A 15,864-nucleotide genomic window follows, 5' to 3' on the forward strand; every position below is an offset into this window, starting at 1 on the left:
CTCTTATTTAGTAATGATTCTTCCTGCACCGATCAGATGTTGCTGCCAATAGGTCGAAGTAAGGTCACCATAACCAATAGGATCTCCTGCGTGATACATTTGAGTTGGAGATACGACGATGCCAACATGTGTAACATAGTCCGATGTATCGTAAGTTGAGTGGAAGAAAACTAAGTCCCCAGCTTTTGCTTCAGTTAATGGAATGTGTTGTGTGGCGTCATATTGTGCTTGAGCAATTCTAGGAAGGCTTATACCAGCTTTTCCAAAACACCATAACGTTAAACCACTGCAATCAAAACTTGTTTCAGGACTGGCACCACCAAAGACGTAAGGATAGCCCTGATACTTCAACGCTTCATCCATAATTGCTTGGACAGTTTTATTATCAAATTCAGTCACCGTTAGATATTGAGAAACTAATTTCACATAAAATTGATTGCCATAGTTGTATCGCCATCCACCGTTGATAGGAATGGCAATTGGATTGGGATAGCTAACCCTAGCTCCACCTGATTTTTCTTTTGAGAAGTTTTCTGCTAGCTCATAAGAATATTTCTTTCCGTGAGAAGCAACGTATTGTAGAAAGCCACCACCATAATTATAGGATTGAATGACTGAATCAACATCGCAGCCTAAGTCATTGGAGGATTTCAAAAGTTCGCTAAAGTACTTACAACCTTGTTTAATTGATTCTTCAGTAGATAAGGTATTTGGAGGAAGTCCTAGAGACTCACTACTTTGCATTACATCTTGACCTTTCCCACCAGACTCAACCTGCATAATCGCAAGAATATAGCGAACATATTTTGAAATATCATATTCCTTGCAGTATTTCTCAACTGTATTCTTATGAGAAAGAACCTCTTTTGAAACAGATAACCCACCTATATCAGAAGAGTCTTGAGCGCTACTGTCATCATCTGAGAAAAAAAGAGTGACGCAGAAAATTAAGCCAAATAGGATCATAAATAAACTACCAAGTAGTAGAGTAAACTTTAGTTTTAAGATTTTCATTTTTTAGAACCTCGTTTGTTTGGTTGCTTTCTTTCCAGTGTCGTGTTCCTCGGGGCTTGATTATCTTTTAATTGTTTAGGGTGAGGATTCTTATTTTTAGAGGGGCTATTTTCACGGATGTTTGGTGTAGTTGATACATTCACTTTTTCTGATTTTGGATAGGGCTTGATAGTATCTTTTGTAAGCGGACGTTGATGATTTGGTGTTTTTGAATTCGTTTTATTTTGAGTTTTAGGTGATCTAGTTTTACGATTTGTTTTTGCTTGTTCCATTTCTAATCGTTTTTGTGCAATTGTTTTTCTATGTTGCTGGTGATGTTTCAATCGTTCGCCATGATTTTTTTGTGGTGTATTTTTAATTGTATCAGAAAAGTTTTGAATCCCTTCTTTTAAGTTAACTTTCTTTTTATGAACCGCATATTTAGCTTGTGTCGGTAAATCTTTTGTTTGCTCTTTTAACAGTTTGGTTTTATCACTTGCTCGTTGTTTTATATCTAACACATTGCCTGTTGTTTTCCCAAGTCGTTCTGATAATGGTTGCTTCGGTTTAATAAGTGAAGGAACATTATTTTGTCTGTCGTGAGTTTGAGGAACAGATTTACTATTAGCTGTTGCTTTCTTTTTAGAAGGTGAGCCTTCTGAAGTAAGATTTTTACTGAGTTGGCGTTGGATTTTTCTTGTTTGGCGATTAACTAAGTGTTTAGGTCTACGGAAAATTTGTTTTCCAACACCTTGAGAATCGCTGCTTTGCAACGCAAATAGACTCATTAAGTCGCCTAATTTTAAATAGATACCAGCAAACGTAACAATCTGTAAGAACGCCGTCATAAAGAAGGGCGAACTTGCGGATAATGAATACAACATGGTAGAAATACTAAAGGCAACGGTAATAATCAATGTAATACCTGCTCGAGTCATGATGACATTAAAGAGTTTCATAACGGCTCTTTTACTGGTACTTTGAAAACTAGGAATCATACTTAGCAGAAAACTAATTGGTAAAAACATGGCGTAGACAATGAAGAGGGCTTGAGAGAAAATCATGATCCCTGTGAGTAGAAAGATAAAAATAGAAATACCAATGTTAAAGAAAAATAAGAAGAAGACCGTCCCCAGTCGATTGATGGCTTTGGTGATACTCAAATTGTTATTTTTCTTATTCTCAATCTCATCTTTAACAGTTGTTTCTCTGTCTTTTCCGTCATTAAGTGTTGGACTAACGGAAAGCAGTTTTTCAACACGAGATTCTCCTAGCGAGTCAATATTGGAATCATCGTATTGTAAAAGAAGCCAAGGCTGTTGCACTTGAATAGAGAATAAACTATCTCGTATTAAATCGACACTGTCTTTCCCTTTAGAGTCAGAATTAGGCAAAATAATCTTTGTCCCAATATCCAAACTGGCTTTGCTTACATCGGTAGAGAACTCATTAATTTTTTGAATGTAATCAGGTGCATAAGCAATAAAAGAAGCAGATAAAATAAAGATTACGAAAAAGTTGATAACGGCTTGAACAGCTTTGGTAGTTTCCCGCTTTAATAATCCTGTATAAGCGACATAGATACCCAAAACTAAAATTAGAATCAATAGGAAGCCCACATAGAATCCAGAACTGGAAAAGCCATGTTTCGTAATTCCTGCAATGGTTTGCATGTTTTTACCAATTGCATCAGTTGTTTGAGAAATAAAGTCTAATTTGTACGCTTCTTGAATCAAGTAACCTGTCGCATTTGAAAGATACAGTGATATTGTCCAAATGAAATTGGTAATGGCATAAAGACCATACGTTACTTGTTTTCCAATCCCATCACCCCAGTTCCAAGGCAACCAGCCCCATGAGTTATCGACATAGAAATCTAATTGATAATTATCAAGAGGGTATTTTGAATAAACATTACTGGAATTAATGGTATCGTCTACCAACCCAGCAGCTTCTACAAAAGTTCCTAATAAGATTAATGAAAGAAGAACAACCCCAACAACTAGAAGCATGGATAATATAATTTTCTTTAAAGGCCATTTTGGTTTCATTAGGACACCTTTTTTCTCACAGGAGGTCTTGTATCAAAAGCATTTAGCAACTCTTCAAAAATGGGATGAAATTGAATTACACCTACACGACCATATAAATCTGAAAGGAGGCACTGACCATTTTCTAAATCTCTTAATCGTTTTTGATTGCCTTCATCTTCTTTATCAATACCAAAGAATTCCAATGTCTTTTTAATTTCATTAATATCCGTAGAACGGAAAGCAAACTTTAATCCCAGATTGTTTTTTAGTTTTTCATCCAGTAAATCATCCGCATTTTGTGTAACAAAATAGACCCCTGCATTCATGGCTCGTCCAGCACGGACTAGCTTCATCGAAAGGGTCTTTCCTTGTGCTACTTGAAGAAAACTCCAGGCTTCATCTAGGTCAACAATTTTAAAGATAGAGCGATCAGAATGAATGAAATCTAAAGCAAAGGTACTAATAACAATTAGCATAGCGACGCTTAATAATTCCATTGTCGTATATTCTTCAAACCCAGTTTCAGCATCTGGAAGAACTAAATCCGCAACTTGAATAATATTGAGCTGCTTATCCAAACTAATAGACTGTTCAACAGTTCCGTCACTAAACAATAAGTGGGCAAAATCGTAGTCGGTAAAAGATTCAATGTGATCGGCTATATGGTTACTGATAACCGTATCTTCTTTTCGTAGTTCATCCAGAACAAGTAAGAGTCCACGAGTTTTACTTTTGGTAACCCGACGTATTGCTTTTCGTAAGACAGGGAATTTTTCACCATCCCGACTGGATATTCCTGTTAAGAACGTCAAAATATCAATCGCTAGGCTTTCACTATCTTTAGGACGTTTTAAAATGACATACGGATCAAGTAGCCCTTTATTGGTTTCTTCACTTGTAAGGTTCACAATATTAATCTCATGAGCAATGTCTGGCAATGTTTCTTTCCAGTTTCCTCGTTCTGCTTTTGGATCAACGATAACAGCTTGCCCACCAAATAAAACAGCATAATAAACAAGCATGTTATTACTAAAGGATTTCCCACCACCAAGAGAACCGATAAACGCAGAAGCTAAGGCATTCGTAATAGACCCTTTTACACCTTGACTAGCTAGGCTAGGTTTTAGATAAACATTTCTTCCTGTATCTAGGTTGTATCCTACATAGATTCCTTCAGTTTCTCCTAGCATTTGAGTCGCACCAAAACCTAGTCCAGCAAGAAAATCAGAGGTAACGTATTGGATATAGTCGTTTATATATCGTTTAGAAGCAGGGATAAATTCACCATGTAACCCAAGCATATCGCCAAAAGGTCGCACCAATTTGATACTAAAATCATCATAGAAATCTTTAACTTCATTGCAGCGACGTTTTAATTCATCGGGATCACTTGCGGAGACACGGACAACATAGCTTAGTTTGTACATAGACTCTTTTGTTTGATCTAAGGTACTTTCAAGTTCATCTACAGAATCTAATGCATCTACGACGTTTGAGCTCGTCTCATTATTGCTTTCAAATGCATGATTGTCTAAATCTTTAAGTTCTTTCTTTTTGTTACGTACAGTAGAAAGAGCTTTTTTATTGGTCACAATTTCTACGTTCATAGAAGTATCAATAGGGAAGGAGAATTGTTGTTGCTGGTAATAAAAGATTTCGCTGTTAGGAAAGCCAAGTTCTCCAATAACAGAATTAATTGTAAAATAAGCAGCGTAGGTTGTTTCATCTTCATTTTCAATTTTCAAATAGCGCTGATTTTCTTCGATTAAGCAACGGGTTGGTTTTAAAAGGTCATACCGCTTTACCAAGGTTTCTTTCTTTAGTTTTTTAGTTGGTAGGTGATAAGAGTATTCTTCATAGGGCGTTCCTGTTTGTCCATAAATGTGTTCAATGATATAGCCAAAATCATCTTTAGATGCGCGACGAATCTTAAAACGTTTTGAAGTTTTATTTTCAAGAAGGTGCTCCATTTTTGAAAAACGATCAATTTCATCATTACTCATAGAGACAAAGTCTCCCATAAGTTTATGATTTACATCATGAAAAAAGTCTTGTAAAGAAATCCAAAACTCGTTGGATACATTCTTAATTGTCACTTCTTGATCATTGAGGGATAATTTAAAGCCAATAAAAAAGCGATAGTCAACTTGATTGTCTCCAATCATTTCAACTAACGCATCGGTTTGTTTGTCTATTTTTTTAGTTGCGACTTCTTTTAATTTACCTGTGATTTCATTTTTAGATCGTTCCTGTGTGGCCCGAATACTGGATTCGGTACTAAGCTGCAAGGCATGAATTTTTCCATCACGATTTTGAGCAATCAATTGACGGAAGCTATCATGTACTTGAAACTTTTCTTCTGGACTCAGGAAACTGTAATTATAAGGGATCAATTCATAGTAGGCAAAACACTCACCATCATGATTGAATACCAGGTTATTTTCGACATATTTAATCGGATACTTCATAAAGTTCACTCCTTACAATTGTAATAGATTCATTTAGTTTTTGAGATTTCAACTTTATGGGCTTGTAGGCATACGTTAGTTTAGGTCGGAAAAAATAGAAGAGGATAGATTTTAAGAATCCATACGGTTTCTTTCCATCAAATGTCTTTTGACTCATAAACCAAGTAAAGCCAACAGGTAACCCAAGATATTTTAGAAACGCCCCCTCAATGAATGAGAGAGGTGGGATATGGCTAAATAGAATGACAAAAAGAGTGGATACCACAAACCATGTCATTTGAGTAAAGGTAATAGGGAAAGGCAGTTGTAAGTCATTGATTGCATAGATGACTTTTTCTACATTCCAGATACTGGTGTAGCTTTTTATTTTTTTCATTTTTTTATATCCTTTCAAAAATAAAAAACAGCATACATTAGTATGCTGCTGGGAAAAACTCATCAATGTTGAGTTTTTGAATTAGTACTTCTCTTAATATATCATCTAAGAGACAACAAGTATGCAATAAAATCCAATTTGATCTACTGTATTCAGTGTAATCAAATTGATAATTTGACATATATTTCTGTGCAAATATTTCTGCTTTTTGATTAAACCCACTAAAATCTCCATGTCCAATTTTATTTCTCATTTGACGTAATAAGAAAGTGGCATCTTTGGAATTGTCATCATATATTTTTTTGATAATAGGGTTAATAAACTTATCAATTTCGTTTGTTTTTTGATTTTTTTTAATAAGCAACATTTCTAACAATGTGAAAGTTTTTAAAAAATGATAATGCTTATAATCATCACTTTTATTCAACGATTCTATAATAAAATCCAATTTCAAAAAATCATTTTCTATTTGTAAAAATTTATCTATGCATTGGCCACATTTTATCAAGTCATTTATTGCTTCTTCTTTTGTACGAAAGTTTTCAAATTGTGATTCTACTCTCATTGAAAGTACTGTAGTAATTCTTGGGATGATACTAAAATAGTCTTCATTACTGGAATAAACAATATTAAAGTGAGTGTGGACATGTCTTTCATGATTTAAAAAATTGAAAAGCGTAATAATTTTTTCTGAATAGTCTTCTTCACAAAGCCTTCCATCAAAACAATTTGTCGTCCAATCAAAAAATGGCATATCGTCATACTCATAATCAAACTCAATGAATATCATATTATCTAGAAGACATTCAATACAATCTTCAAGAGTTTCTAGTTTATAGGAATCAAAATCTTTAACATTTATTTGTACAGTTCTTTTTGCAAGTTCATAATCAAATTCTGAGGTAAGGGGCTCACCATATTTTAGTAGTTGCTCTTTCCTAGAAAAATTTATTTTTCTAATCTCTTCAAAAATATCGTCTCTAATTCCTTCTCTCCAATCATCTGGTAGATTGGCAATGTAGAGTTTCAATTTTTTAGAAATTAGTGTTTTATCAATTTTGCCATAAATATCTAGTACTATCATATGCATTACCTCCTTCAGAACAAATTATATCATTTATTGAGTGTATTCATATACACCATGTGAAGTAATTAAAAAATTTCCTTCCATTTCCATATCTCGTCCAAGAGCTTGATAGTTAATATAGTTCTGTAAATTACTTGGAACCTCACCAAGGCTTCCAGTTTCTTCTACATAGTAACGAGCTACATCTTCCATATCATCACAATCTGGGTAATAAATAATATCATCTTTATTTTCTATTAATTCTTCAATATCATTAAACCAGTAATTCATAAATTCTGAGATGTTGTCATAAAAATCTGTTCCTTCTAGTTCTTCAATTAATGCGCATTTTCGATTGATTTCTGATATTGGTGTATATTCACCAACATCAAATGGAAGCTCATAATCGTGGATAGCATATTCTTCGTATTCATCATTTAATCCAATTCGGTCCTTAACTGTATCAAAATCAATAGGAGGGGAGAACCAATCACCAACCAGTTCACCCTCGTTGTATTTGCCAAGATTGGCAATATAAATTTGCATGTTCAACGTACATCATGTCCTTTCTTGAAACAAAAAAACAACAAGCAAAAACTTGTTGTTTTTAAATAATTATTTTATTAGTTGAGGCATATACGAGTTGATTCTAACGATTTTATTACTCCCTGTTGATGTATAAAAAGAATAAGATTGTTTGTACTGTCTTCCTTGGATATCATAAAATACAATATTAAATTTCCAATTGATATCAGTAGTGGGATCAACCTGATTGGATTTTTCATCAATTGCAGTTAGGTACAAGCAAAACTCAGTTTGACTTTGAACTCGTAAAACATCTGTATCAATTGGTGCCCTTACACCAAGAATATTATGCCCATTTTTATAGTTGTCTTTAAAAGCCACTGCAATATTAAACATATTTTTAGGTTTTTCATTATCATCCAAATATTCAAGATGGATTGAAAAAGCAATTCCTACTCCTTCATTTATCAATTCAAAAGGGATTGATCTGATATTAAGATTGTCTATTTCATCCATTTCACCTTCAAATCTATTACTTTTATATTTTGGAACAATAGATAGATAAGGTAAATATTTTAGTCTCTCGTTTTCTTCATTGATTATTAACTGTTCTTGATATTTTTTTTCTGATATTTTCATGCTCTCCATATGATTTTTTTGTTGTAGATTGAGAGTGTCCTTGTTTCTTTTGTGTGTGAAATAAAGAGTAATATAACATACCGCTAATGATGTTAATACAGGTATAATAATTTTGATAATATCTAATGTGAAAACATCCACTAATCAATCACCACCTCTGTTTAACAAAATTTTATCAAACTTTTCTTTGATATTCAATATATGTTATGCTCCAATAATTTTATTAAAAATATTTAATAGTACATCTTTAACACCAGCAGCATTGAAAACCAACCCAACCGCAATTAATGCAATGATTAAAAATCCAATGAGTTTTGAAAACTCACGTTTAAAGCCTAAATAAATCCCAATCACAACAATGGCCATTAAAACGAGCGATTGCGCATTGGATAGAAACCAGGTATATAAATTTTGTCCAAAGTTCATAATTCTATTTTGCTCCTTCCATTTAAATAATTTGTTCTGTTCGATAAATAGTTGCGGACACGTTCTAATAATTTCGCAGGAGTTAGATGGGTTCCGTAAGTTGTGACACTATTAGAGTGGTACTTATAAAAAGTTTGTTTGTAAAAGGTGTAACGATAGTAAATATCATTTGGTTTCTTGTAACCTTCAATGATTAAAGACGTATATTTTCCTGTATCTAACATATACAGTTTATTTTCTTTGAAACAAAAAAATCCGAGCATTTTTAATTCTTTCGTTAGACGATTCATAAAATGACATCCTCTGTACTGTAAGATTGTTGTTCTACTATTTTTTCATGTCGCTCATTTAATCGAGCCTCACGAATAAGTTCATCCACAATATCTGTTTTATTTAAGGTATCCAACAGTTTTGCTACTTTTAATGTTGGGGCAACTTGATGCCGTAACCAATTTAACGTTCGTTCAAACGAGTATGGTTCAGGTTCTGTTGTTAATCTTAGTGCCCCGCGATCTTTGCCTATAAACCATTTCCAACGTTCATTGGTTTCCCAATCTGTTCGGCGTTTCGTTTCGTCTTTATCTACAAAGCGTAAATAGCGGTTAATGATATCAAAAGCCGTCTTTTCAGCATCATTAAAGGCTAGTAAATCCTGAACAGCATGAATGGCTCTGTCATTTTTTAAACGAATTTCAAAACGATTTTTGATAGCTGCTTCTTCAATAGGGATAGCGTTTTTTGCGTATTGTTCATAGTCTTTTTCGTAGATACAAAAATAGACTTCACTTTTCAGTGAGCCTATATATAAGGTGTTTCCCATATCTACTTTTTCGTCACGATGAACCAATTCTCCAGAACGATAATTTTTAAAGCTACGAAAAACTGAAATACATTCTTCTTGTTTACATTTTCGAGTTAGTTCAGGAATATCTAAGATTCCAACTTTGTCATTGATTGCTAAATCCAGTCGTTTGAAGACGGCGTTTTCTTCTAAGCAAATCTTGAAAAAATCAAACCAACTACGATGTTGAGCCAACAAAAAGCTTTCGAATTGACGACAGCCTTTTCCTTTGAGTTCAAGTAGTGTGCCTTTCGTAATATCATAAGAAATCATGACGACAATATCACCAAAACGAAAATGTTCTTGGTAACCGTAAAAAGCAAAATCTTCATGAAGCATATAATCTATGTTGATTCGTAAAATATGTTCAATTACATGATCCACCTTGTCGGTGGGAAATCGAATTCGGACATAATCGAAAAGCATCTCTAAAGGATTATCTGGATTAAAACGTTCTAAAGCGCTATTTAGAGTTTCTTTTAACTTAAGTGTAGGCATTACTTTTCCAGTTTCGATGTCACTTATATAGGAACGAGTAATGCCAGAGGCTAGGGCGAGCTTGTTTTGTGAGAGACCATAAGTTAATCGTTTGTTTTTTAGTTCTTTTCTCCAAGTTTCATTTGTGTTCAATGGCAAACCTCCAATAAAAAATACAGATGTAAACTTTTGGTACTTAGTTTACATCTGCATAGTATTTTCAAAAGCCTTGTGAGTAAGGACTTCAGGATATTTTAGGAACTGTTTCCAGTTGCTTTTGTGCCCCCCTGTTAGGTATAGGGGGGCTAAACCTGTTGGTGCGGCTTGCGCCACACCAACAACAAGCTAGGCTGTATCTGCATCTTTCGCTTCGCACGATGCAGCCACAGCCTGCTTGTGTTGATTGAGCTCTTGAATAGCTTCTAAAAAGTCATGCTCTTTTGGAACAAGAGGGGTATAAAACTCACTAATGACACTTGTTCCAACATCAACATAGCCACGACCCTTGATAGGCTTCAAGAAAAAGTCTTTATCATTCTCACCGAACATCATATTGTAGCCAAGTTCTGACATTCTTCCTAGAGCTACTCGGAAATTAAAATTATCACGGATACCATCACCTAAATATTTTGCATCAGGTCTTTGACAAGCCAAAATCAAGAAAAATCCAGATTGCCGTCCTAACATCACGATTTGTTTCAATTTACTCATCACTTCGATACTGTCACGTCCAATCATTTCCATGAAAGAAGTATACTCATCGAAAATTAAAAAGTGGGCAGGTAAATTTAAATAGGCGTAGTTTTTACCTGTTTTATATCCATCCATTAATTTTATGTTTTCATTTCGTAGCATCATTTCATCATAAAATTGGTTTAGGCAGTCGATCATGTCTTCTTTCTTATAATAGACATTTGGCATAACCGTTTCTAAGTCAGCCAAATCCGCATTCTTTGGATCAAGGACATAAATAGTGGCATTGGTTTGAAGAAGGGCTTCAATAATCGTTAGGATAAAATAAGTTTTTCCTCCGCCTGTTCCACCAGCAATTAACATATGAGGCAGGGAATCATAAGACCACCAAAGGTTATCCATTAATTTAAGTTGTCCATTTTGAGCTTGAACATCATCAATGGCAATCCGACTGTTAATCGTATCGTAAAGAAGGATGTATTCCACATAGGAGTCTTTGAGAATTTTATCTGTAAGTTCACAATACAAACCTGTTTCTAATTTCTTTTCCAATCTTAAAAGTTGTTCTTGGTATTTGCCCATTGTGATCTCTACCTGAATATGAATCAATCCATCTTTTAAACGATAATAAACCTTTGGAAAATGACGGATTTTCTCTTTTGCTTTACTACTACCTAAGTCTTTAAAAAAGCTGTCTGATTGTACTTGTTCGGATTCATACCAGCCATTCTCCAGAATCATTCGGGCTAGTTTTTGACGGTGCTGCAATTGTTTAATGTGGTCAATTCGGTAGTGATAGTAAAGATAAGTTACTAAAAGGCAAACAAAAAGAGCAGTGAGAAGACTGCTCATTAAATAGGGGATATTTAATTGGATGTTTGCATCTATAAGACTTACATTTTCCCAGTTTGTTTGAAGAAGTTGTTTATGATAGAACAACAAAAGAATAAAAAAGAAAAGAGGTAGTAGTCTAACAAGTGTAAAATGATAAAGTAAATTTTTATCACTCTGTCTAATTCTTTTTCCACGATAAGTTCAGTTCATTTTGAGAGTCTCCTTTCATTAAAGAGTAAACTTTTGTGAGGTATATGCATGACAATTTTTATCAAAAGATGGTTGGGGAATTCTTTCGTATTTTCGATAAGCGATTCGCTTTTCAAATCGAAGTTCATTTTCTTTTGGGTAATTGCCTCTCATATATTTCGGTGAGCATTTCAGGAGTTTTTCAGCATCCTTTGTTAAAGGATAAAGATAACGAAACATACGGCCATTAATCTTTTCAATGCCTTTATACTCACAAAAGTCGTGAGTTAACCAATTTCTTTTAGATACACCATCAAACTGGGCGTTTTCTTCTAACAAAATTCGCGCACTTCGAGGATGGATTTTTTCGGAAGTTATACTATGACGATAAACACTTGTCTTGAAGTAACCGCCATAATAAAAATTAGCAGCTTGATAAACATAGCCACATTTCCCTTCAATCCCATCAGCTAACGTATATAAAAAGAGGCAGACTGTATTCTCTTTAAGCCACTTAACAAGCGTGGAAAGAGCAAGACTGCCAAAGTAGTTCGTTTGATTCATTTTAGGTAGAAAACACATTTTTCCAATTTCTAAATAATCCTTTGTAACTAAATTCTGTTTAGGAAAAAGTTTTCGAATCGTTTGTAGTGGCTGAGTTCCCCAACCAAGCTCTATTACACCTAACAATTCCTTTTCACAATAGATTCCTAGAAAATATTTGCACAATCTAGGAATCACTTTTGAATAGTGGTATCTTCGAATAAAAGATATTGCCTGTTCTCTAGGAATAGGTTCTATCACGAGCGATTTAGAAATCATCTAACATACTTCCTATTTCCCGTTAGTAGGTTCTTTTTTTAATATTTGCACTTTTTCCTTTAGTTTAATATCATCGGCTTTAATATACCAGTCTACATCTGCGCCTTGGTAAGTGGCGTTAGCGACTGTATCTGCAATTGGATTCATTAATTCCACTTCTGAATTATACTCAAATTCTTTTAGTGGAACAGAAGCAGGGATGCTTACTTGAATCATGCGTCCTTGACCTGTTGATTTTAAATCGTAAGTGCGCTCTTTGATATCGTTTGAAGCTGTTCCATCTTCATTTTGGATACGTACTTCTCGACGCAATGCCGAAAATTTTAATTTACCAAATGTTTCTTCTTTTTCAATGACAATTCCTTCAGCTAATCTCATAATTTTTTCCTCCTATAATTTCACAATATCATCAGCGTGCATGATGTAATTTGTGAATCCTCTCGTTCCAATTTTGTATCCTTCAGCTGTGATTTTTGGATTCACAAGCTTCACTTTATCGTCTACTTCAAAATGTTTTTCACCAGCATCGGCAGGTAAAATGACTTCAATATCATCTGCGCGTTGAATCGTTGAGTAAAGATTATAACTACGAGAGAGTACAGTCGGTTTTCCATTGATTCTTCTTTGTTCAACTGTTCCTTCACCAGCATATTCCAGTCGACCGAATGTTTTTTCCATATTGGGGATAATGTGTTTTAATTCCATTTTTAGTTACCTCTTTCTTTTAGTTGATTTAAATTTATTTGGTTTTAATAGTCTGTTGTTGGTGAGCGAATAGGATTCATACTTAGCCTCCTAGAAGACATAAAAAACACAAGAATCTTTTAGAAAGTAGATTCTTGTGTTTAGTCGTTAGTTTCTTTTGATTTTTTTACTTTCTTTACGCCAATAAAAGCTAGTGCACCAAGAGATAGGGCAATCCCAATGCCAAGTAGAAGAGAACTGCGTGATTCTCCTGTTTGTGGCAATGGATTTGTTTCTATTCTTTTATTTGTCATTTCACATTTCACAACCTTTCCATGTTCTTTGATTTCAAATTTCACTGGTGTTTCATCTAATTGGTAGCCTTGTGGCGCACCAAATTCTTGGAAATAGTAGATTCCTTTTGGTAACTCTTTAAAGGTGAAGGTTCCTTTTTCATCGGTTTTTCCTTCAATAATACAGTTTTTATCTTCATCAAGAATTCTGATATCTGTGTTCGGAAGAATTTCACCAGTAGAAACATCTTTCTTAGTTAATTCAGCACTTCCTTTTATTAAATCATTTTTGATATCTAGTAGAATAGTTGTTTCTTCATCTTCAGAAAGTTGTTCCCCTATCACTTTTCCGTCAGAATCGGTTGCTTTAATGCCTTCTTTAGTAGAAGTTATTTGAATAATAGAATCAAGGGGGAGGTAATGATCGGAAGAAGGGGACTTTTCTTTCAGATAGAACGACCCTACAGGAACATTTGAAAAAGTACCTATGGATTCTTTGTCGATCGAAACGGTTTGTAAAACTTTTCCATCTTCATCTTCAAGTGTAAATTCAGCACCTGTTCCTAGACCATCATAATTAAATTCATACCCATTTTTATTTTTTAATATCGCTAGTTCATTAGTTTTCTTAATACGAAATTCATTAAAATGTAGTTTGTTTAAGATTGGAATATCAGAACCTTCTTCGGTAGGAGATTCATAGATTGTAATTTCTTTCAGTGAATCATTGTCTTCAGCTTTAAAGCTAAAAGGGTACTTGTTGGGATTTAGGTCGTGATCCGCACCTGAATCTAGCTCTTTAAAGTAATAGTTGCCTTCTGGATACTGAAGCTCATCCAGCGTTAAAAGACCTTCTTTGACCGTTCCATAATTAATTAAAGAGTCTTGAGGGAGTTCTTGATCAGCAAACGCCATTGATTGATCTGTGTACAAACCAAATACTTTATCATTTGCTTCTAGGACATCAAGAACAGGGAGGTTATCTTTCCATTCTTTGATGACTTCTTCAGATTTATGAAGTGTTAATTTTATTTTTTGAAATTCATTTGTAGTGGTTAAGGATTCAGAAACTAATTCAATGGTTTGTCCTTGATAAGTGAATTCAAAAGGAATCGGAGTGGAATCAATAATGAATCCATCAGGTGCAGATTTTTCAATAGCTTGGTATTTACCAAGGTAGAGAAGAGGCATGTCAATTAATTCTCCATCATCACCTGTTACAACAGTAGCCATAGTATCGCCCTTTTTAGCATGAGTTGTGCTTCCAACTTTGATATCTTCTGTCGCTTGAATTTCATAAGTTACACCTGCAAGAGGTCTGTAATCAAATTTGAATTCATATAAATCACCATATTCAGTTTCTTTCTTTTCAAGACCTACAGGTACTTTTCCTTTTTTTATGAGGGAAAGTTGTCCTTTTTGAGGTTTATTATCTAAAGTTACTTCAATGGTTTTATTTGGTTCTACTACCACTTTTTTTAGTTCGCCTTGATTGAAGAAACCATCTGGTGCAGTCACTTCGCTAATTGTTACGGTTGTACCTTGAGTAATATCATTTATTTGAGCAAGTCCGTTAGAATCTGTCATCACTTCTTTGGTTTTATTGTCGTACTCAAATTTCAATTTAGCATTTGGTAAAGGTTTTCCTGTATCTTTATCGATTTTCTTTACTTTGATATTTCCATTTAGTTTCACTTTGACATTCAGGTTGAATTCACTCGCATTTGAAAGTTTAAAGGTGGCCACTTTTTGTTCATTAGGTTTTGCATAAACAAAGCTTTGACCCACTAAATTGGAATCAGCAATACCATATTTAATCGTTCCAGATTCCTTAGAATCTTTGGTAGCAGTCAATGTTAGTTTATTGTCATTTTTCTCAATTTTGAGGTTAGCGGAATTGCTAAGCTGCTTTACATACTTGGACAAGACATTGTTTTTGTCTTCTAGGGTAACAGATTCGCCAACATTTAGATTGATGGTTTGGTTATTAAAAGTCGGTTTAATGTTATGATTTTTGACTTGATTTAATATTTCATTTTTTCGATTCTCAAAATTTGGAATAGTTGTGGTTAGTAATTCATCACCAAATTCGAGCCAGATCATATTTTGAGTAATTCCATAATTATCAATAGTTGGGTTTATTTGATAACCATAGTATGCAATTAATGAAAGGCGTTCTTTTTCTGCGATAGTTAGTTCTGATGGGGTGAATCCAGAACCACCGGTGAGGAGCGTTCCGTGTTCAATACAGAAAGCAGGTTGATTGTCCGCTTTAATCATATGGATACCTTCATCAGTCCAGTGTAAGCCACCTAATGATTTAACGTGCCATGTAGAAATATAGTTCGCAACTTTTTCATAATTGACAGTAGCTGCGAATGTGGTAATTGGGGAAATAAAAAAAGCTATTAGGACTGTTAGTAAACTAAACAGCGTAACCACCTTGTTGTTTTTCTTATTCATTTATTTTGTCTCCTTAATTTTTGATTTTGTTCAAATGAAAAA

Annotated in this window: 15 protein-coding genes; all 15 read right to left on the reverse strand. The window is 34.2% G+C overall.

The features are described from left to right. Positions 1-3: 3 nt before the first annotated feature. Positions 4-1,014, reverse strand: a complete 1,011-nt coding sequence (locus RV15_RS08995) for a bifunctional lytic transglycosylase/C40 family peptidase (RefSeq protein ID WP_071877719.1) — start codon at positions 1,012-1,014, stop codon at positions 4-6. After that, on the reverse strand, positions 1,011-3,044 hold the full coding sequence (locus RV15_RS09000; RefSeq protein ID WP_071877720.1) for a CD3337/EF1877 family mobilome membrane protein: 2,034 nt from the start codon (positions 3,042-3,044) through the stop codon (positions 1,011-1,013). Before RV15_RS09000 ends, RV15_RS08995 begins: the two co-directional genes overlap by 4 nt. After that, complete coding sequence (tcpF, locus tag RV15_RS09005; RefSeq protein WP_071877721.1) at positions 3,044-5,494, reverse strand: conjugal transfer ATPase TcpF; 2,451 nt, start codon at positions 5,492-5,494, stop codon at positions 3,044-3,046. The genes RV15_RS09000 and tcpF overlap by 1 nt, the downstream gene beginning before the upstream one ends. After that, on the reverse strand, positions 5,478-5,870 hold the full coding sequence (locus tag RV15_RS09010) for a conjugal transfer protein (protein WP_071877722.1): 393 nt from the start codon (positions 5,868-5,870) through the stop codon (positions 5,478-5,480). The genes tcpF and RV15_RS09010 overlap by 17 nt, the downstream gene beginning before the upstream one ends. Positions 5,871-5,907: 37 nt before the next feature. After that, on the reverse strand, positions 5,908-6,954 hold the full coding sequence (locus RV15_RS09015) for a hypothetical protein (protein WP_071877723.1): 1,047 nt from the start codon (positions 6,952-6,954) through the stop codon (positions 5,908-5,910). 33 nt (positions 6,955-6,987) lie between these two features. After that, positions 6,988-7,482, reverse strand: a complete 495-nt coding sequence (locus RV15_RS09020) for an antirestriction protein ArdA (RefSeq protein WP_217265810.1) — start codon at positions 7,480-7,482, stop codon at positions 6,988-6,990. 69 nt (positions 7,483-7,551) lie between these two features. Beyond that, a complete protein-coding gene (locus RV15_RS09025) occupies positions 7,552-8,100 on the reverse strand; it encodes a hypothetical protein (protein WP_217265811.1) in 549 nt (182 codons plus the stop codon). A gap of 204 nt (positions 8,101-8,304) precedes the next feature. Next, positions 8,305-8,526, reverse strand: coding sequence for a hypothetical protein (locus RV15_RS09030; RefSeq protein ID WP_010818494.1), 222 nt, complete (start codon positions 8,524-8,526; stop codon positions 8,305-8,307). Further along, positions 8,523-8,816, reverse strand: coding sequence for a hypothetical protein (locus tag RV15_RS09035; RefSeq protein ID WP_071877726.1), 294 nt, complete (start codon positions 8,814-8,816; stop codon positions 8,523-8,525). The genes RV15_RS09030 and RV15_RS09035 overlap by 4 nt, the downstream gene beginning before the upstream one ends. Beyond that, positions 8,813-10,012, reverse strand: coding sequence for a MobT family relaxase (mobT, locus tag RV15_RS09040; protein WP_217265813.1), 1,200 nt, complete (start codon positions 10,010-10,012; stop codon positions 8,813-8,815). Before mobT ends, RV15_RS09035 begins: the two co-directional genes overlap by 4 nt. A 177-nt stretch (positions 10,013-10,189) precedes the next feature. After that, positions 10,190-11,554: an FtsK/SpoIIIE domain-containing protein gene (locus tag RV15_RS09045; RefSeq protein ID WP_071877728.1), complete on the reverse strand. Its 1,365-nt coding sequence runs from the start codon at positions 11,552-11,554 to the stop codon at positions 10,190-10,192. Positions 11,555-11,599: 45 nt separating this feature from the next. Next, positions 11,600-12,382, reverse strand: a complete 783-nt coding sequence (locus tag RV15_RS09050) for a Mom family adenine methylcarbamoylation protein (protein WP_071877729.1) — start codon at positions 12,380-12,382, stop codon at positions 11,600-11,602. Positions 12,383-12,394: 12 nt separating this feature from the next. Beyond that, positions 12,395-12,763, reverse strand: a complete 369-nt coding sequence (locus RV15_RS09055) for a YdcP family protein (protein WP_139243004.1) — start codon at positions 12,761-12,763, stop codon at positions 12,395-12,397. A gap of 9 nt (positions 12,764-12,772) precedes the next feature. Further along, on the reverse strand, positions 12,773-13,087 hold the full coding sequence (locus tag RV15_RS09060; protein ID WP_071877731.1) for a YdcP family protein: 315 nt from the start codon (positions 13,085-13,087) through the stop codon (positions 12,773-12,775). Between the two features lie 140 nt (positions 13,088-13,227). Then, positions 13,228-15,822: a SpaA isopeptide-forming pilin-related protein gene (locus RV15_RS09065; protein ID WP_071877732.1), complete on the reverse strand. Its 2,595-nt coding sequence runs from the start codon at positions 15,820-15,822 to the stop codon at positions 13,228-13,230. Positions 15,823-15,864 lie beyond the last annotated feature (42 nt).

Source organism: Enterococcus silesiacus, from assembly GCF_001886225.1.
GTDB classification, from domain to species: Bacteria; Bacillota; Bacilli; order Lactobacillales; family Enterococcaceae; genus Enterococcus_L; species Enterococcus_L silesiacus.

What these genes read in the sequence shown, in the direction of transcription:
- RV15_RS09010 (WP_071877722.1), bottom strand. Translation starts at nt 5,870, where the DNA reads ATGAAAAAAATAAAAAGCTACACCAGTATCTGGAATGTAGAAAAAGTC.
- RV15_RS09020 (WP_217265810.1), bottom strand. Translation starts at nt 7,482, where the DNA reads ATGCAAATTTATATTGCCAATCTTGGCAAATACAACGAGGGTGAACTG.
- RV15_RS09035 (WP_071877726.1), bottom strand. Translation starts at nt 8,816, where the DNA reads ATGAATCGTCTAACGAAAGAATTAAAAATGCTCGGATTTTTTTGTTTC.
- RV15_RS09065 (WP_071877732.1), bottom strand. Translation starts at nt 15,822, where the DNA reads ATGAATAAGAAAAACAACAAGGTGGTTACGCTGTTTAGTTTACTAACA.
- RV15_RS09000 (WP_071877720.1), bottom strand. Translation starts at nt 3,044, where the DNA reads ATGAAACCAAAATGGCCTTTAAAGAAAATTATATTATCCATGCTTCTA.
- RV15_RS09030 (WP_010818494.1), bottom strand. Translation starts at nt 8,526, where the DNA reads ATGAACTTTGGACAAAATTTATATACCTGGTTTCTATCCAATGCGCAA.
- RV15_RS09015 (WP_071877723.1), bottom strand. Translation starts at nt 6,954, where the DNA reads ATGATAGTACTAGATATTTATGGCAAAATTGATAAAACACTAATTTCT.
- RV15_RS09060 (WP_071877731.1), bottom strand. Translation starts at nt 13,087, where the DNA reads ATGGAATTAAAACACATTATCCCCAATATGGAAAAAACATTCGGTCGA.
- RV15_RS08995 (WP_071877719.1), bottom strand. Translation starts at nt 1,014, where the DNA reads ATGAAAATCTTAAAACTAAAGTTTACTCTACTACTTGGTAGTTTATTT.
- RV15_RS09025 (WP_217265811.1), bottom strand. Translation starts at nt 8,100, where the DNA reads ATGAAAATATCAGAAAAAAAATATCAAGAACAGTTAATAATCAATGAA.
- RV15_RS09050 (WP_071877729.1), bottom strand. Translation starts at nt 12,382, where the DNA reads ATGATTTCTAAATCGCTCGTGATAGAACCTATTCCTAGAGAACAGGCA.
- tcpF (WP_071877721.1), bottom strand. Translation starts at nt 5,494, where the DNA reads ATGAAGTATCCGATTAAATATGTCGAAAATAACCTGGTATTCAATCAT.